We start from the raw sequence: 2,214 nt of genomic DNA, 5'->3' as shown, positions 1-2,214 counted from the left end.
ATAATGGAAAAATCGGCCTAATCAAATGAAATCAGAAAGCAAGGAATAAAATTAATGGAATTATGAGGATAACCTGATTTCATACATCATAAACCAAGTCCCCTTTTCGCATCGGATTCAGAGATCAACATCCCCTTTTCTTTCTCAGCTCGATATTTTTGTAGGGAGATATAATCCCCTTCACTCAGGATAGAATCTGAATCTATCAAATCATCATTTCGACCATTATCCCTCATCTCCTTGCCCCCCCCGCTCACCCAAGAAACTCCTCGATCATCTCTGCAATCCTCACCGGCTGGCAGAAGATCATCCCATGCGCCTGCCCGCCCAGTATATGGAGCGTGGCATCCGGCATGGCCGCTGCCAGAATTTCGGCATTCTCCGGGGGGATGACAATATCCTGATCGCCAGCAATAATGAGTGCCGGAGAGCGGATTGTATGGAGATCCGGGCAGACCCCTTCCCAGAGGAGCATCGCATCAAACTGCTCCTTTACTGCATGCGGGTCAGCCACCTCCCCATAATCCACAAACCAGGTCATGGGATCGGGAAATTCACAGCGATATGATTCCGTGAGGAGAAGCTTTCCGGCACGCTCAAGATATGCCTCAGCGGTGGAGAGTTCTTTTGCCATCTCTGCTGTGACCCATTCCTCTGCCGGGATCTTCAACACCCCACCGCAGTCGGCATTCAGGAGGACAAGGCGGTCGACTGAATCCGGATACAAAAGAGCGTATTCAAGTGCAATCATCCCCCCCATCGAGTACCCGATGATATGCACACCCCTCTCTTTTTCAGAATCATCCTCCCCTTCCTCTACCTCTATCAATTCCTTCTTATCTTCCTCCCTATCTTGTCCATACCCTTCCCTGCCCGCAAGCTGTGTAATCACCTCATGCAGATCCCGGGCTCCCTGTGGGATCGTAAACTCAATCGCCGGGTTACGCTCACCGGACACCCCGCGGTGGTTGTAGAGAATGACCCTGTACGATTGTGCAAGTTGTGATATCAGCCGGGAAGGCCACTCGTCGAGGCTCATTCCATACCCGAGCACAAAAATGACTGTTTTTCCTTCACCATGAATTGCATACCTGAGAGATATGCCATCAGAAGTGGTGATCACTGGCATACTCTTCAGATGGATATCATGACTGATGAGGTTTTCTGAATCGGGGGTAAATCATCAAGACGACATATGTCAGATGCAACAGCTGATCTGAACTGAAATGCCCCCGAAGCCAAGCCATCACAACCGCACAATACGCCACATGCCAGTTCCCATACATGATTTTATCAACACTTCCGACAACATCCCTTCTCATGCAGAAACCTTCCTTCCTCATCCTGATAATCGCCCTGTTTATCTTCTTAAGTGCGGTTATCTTCCTTCTCCTCCCCTATGTTGGTGCAGATAGCAGGATGTCAGGCAATGATCCAACCGCCCTTGCAGCCGTTGAGATCAGGAACTATGAAGGACTTGACCTCTCATCAGTCAATGACTTCCGCGAAAATGCAATCCGTGGCCCACGGTATGTTGATATCACCCGCTACCGGCTGACGGTCACCGGACTTGTTGAGGAGGACACCATCTTAAACTATGATCAGATCCTTGACAAATACCCGCACTACTCAAAAGTGGTCACCCTCTATTGTGTTGAAGGCTGGGATGCCACCATCCTCTGGAAAGGTGTTTTGGTTCGGGATATCATCAATGACGCTGGAGCAGATCCCCGGGCAAACACCGTCATCTTCAGGGCAGATGACGGATACACAACTTCGCTTCCACTCGACTACATCATGGAAAATGATATTCTGATGGCATACCGGATGAACAATGTCACGCTTCCGTCAGAGAGAGGATATCCGTTCCAGCTCGTTGCCGAGGACAAATGGGGCTATAAATGGATCAAATGGATCGAGACAATCGAGCTTTCAGATGATCCCTCCTACCGGGGATACTGGGAGCAGCGTGGATTTTCAGATAGTGCAGATATCTCCGAAAGTGTCTATAACCGGTAATATGAGCCGGAAGAACCCGGCCACTCATCACTTTTTTCCTGCAAGCACCTTTTTGGTAGTGGAGATGATCCAGGCACGGTTCATAAACAGGTGAAGGGCGACCATAAACCCGAGAAGAAGACCCGCCCAGTCATGGATATCGCTCATCAGCGCAACCGGCATTACCAGATCTGTGAGGCCAAGTGCCCTCATCAG

3 protein-coding genes are annotated in these 2,214 nt (G+C 49.6%); 1 reads left to right on the top strand and 2 read right to left on the bottom strand.

What is annotated here, in order from left to right:
- Nucleotides 1-86 precede the first annotated feature (86 nt).
- Nucleotides 87-236, bottom strand: a complete 150-nt coding sequence (locus QCH34_RS11135) for a hypothetical protein (protein WP_300334141.1) — start codon at nt 234-236, stop codon at nt 87-89.
- Nucleotides 237-253: 17 nt separating this feature from the next.
- A complete protein-coding gene (locus QCH34_RS11130; protein WP_300334139.1) occupies nt 254-1,129 on the bottom strand; it encodes an alpha/beta hydrolase in 876 nt (291 codons plus the stop codon).
- 191 nt (nt 1,130-1,320) lie between these two features.
- Between QCH34_RS11130 and QCH34_RS11125 the strand changes: the two genes are divergently transcribed.
- Nucleotides 1,321-2,019: a molybdopterin-dependent oxidoreductase gene (locus QCH34_RS11125; protein WP_300334136.1), complete on the top strand. Its 699-nt coding sequence runs from the start codon at nt 1,321-1,323 to the stop codon at nt 2,017-2,019.
- Nucleotides 2,020-2,214 lie beyond the last annotated feature (195 nt).

This window comes from Methanocalculus sp. (genome assembly GCF_029762515.1).
Taxonomy (GTDB): domain Archaea; phylum Halobacteriota; class Methanomicrobia; order Methanomicrobiales; family Methanocorpusculaceae; genus Methanocalculus.
This window is presented reverse-complemented; position numbering and strand designations above follow the sequence as displayed.